Here is a 1,138-nt window from a genome sequence, read left to right on the forward strand (position 1 = left end):
CAAATCTTCTACGACTTGATTGAACATTGTAATCACTTGCTTGCTTGTGATGCGATTCATTGCTTTTTCATCTTTCGCACGAGTTCTCCAGCTTAGTTGTTGGCTGGTTTTTCCTGTTTCAGCCAAGATGACTTCCTCATAAACTGAGACGGCATACTGTAGATAGCGATATGGGCCCACTCGAACCGGATTATGGTGGGCGTATAAACCAATGATCGGTGTGTTCATGGCGCTTGCCATGTGAGCTGGCCCGGTATCAGGCGCGATGACCATGTCTACTTTGTCAATCAGAGCCAGCATTTGCAGGATTGAGCTTTGCCCAACTAAATTTAGACATGGCTCTTCCAGTCGAGATTGAATGGCATCTGCCAAATCCAGTTCGACTTGAGCTGGGCTGCCAGCCAGAATTACATTCCAACCTTGTGCTCTCGCATGGTGGATGACGTCTATGTACCCTTCAGCATTCCAGTTTTTATATGCTTTACTGGCTCCTGGCACAATCAGTAGGTTGGGTTTGTCGCAAGAAACATGACTCTCTGCCCACTCTTGGTCTTGTGTGGAGTAGGAAAGTGCCCAGTCTAACTCTTTGTTAGGGATACCAATTTGATGAGCAAAAGCCATCAAACCATCCGCCACGTGCAGAGATTGTGGTGAGGGAACTTTGACATTAGTGAATAGTGTTTGAAAATCTTGGCTTCTGTCAGACGAAAAACCAAGTTTGTATTTTGCCTTAATGCCCAAAGTCGCGACGCTCGCTCGAATCGCATATTGCATATGTAACAGAGCATCAAATTCTCGGCCCTTTAACTGTTTCCACAAGGCTTTATAGCCATCTAAACCAGCTTTTTTATCGAATACAATGACTTCGACCCCCTCAATAGCCGCTAGCAACTGAGCTTCTAACTTGCCAGTAATCCAAGTTATTTGCGTGGTTGGCCACTGTTTCTGAATTGCTTGCACAGTAGCGATGGTATTACACACATCTCCAATAGCGGATAAACGCAAGATGCATAATGATGACGGGGCAGAAGTGAACATAATTATTGTCTGACTAGATGAATAGAGGCAGGTAAATTATGCAGACATCCCCAATAAATGTAAAATACACGGCTCCAATATAACGAAGTACCGATAAGTG

The 1,138-nt window shown here is 44.6% G+C and carries 1 protein-coding gene; it reads right to left on the reverse strand.

The window, feature by feature from the left end:
• A partial coding sequence (locus R7P72_RS25345; RefSeq protein ID WP_318111001.1) for a glycosyltransferase family 9 protein occupies positions 1–1,038 on the reverse strand: 1,038 nt, incomplete at its 3' end.
• Between the last annotated feature and the right edge of the window lie 100 nt (positions 1,039–1,138).

The organism is Vibrio sp. Vb0888, from assembly GCF_033338835.1.
GTDB classification, from domain to species: Bacteria; Pseudomonadota; Gammaproteobacteria; order Enterobacterales; family Vibrionaceae; genus Vibrio; species Vibrio alginolyticus.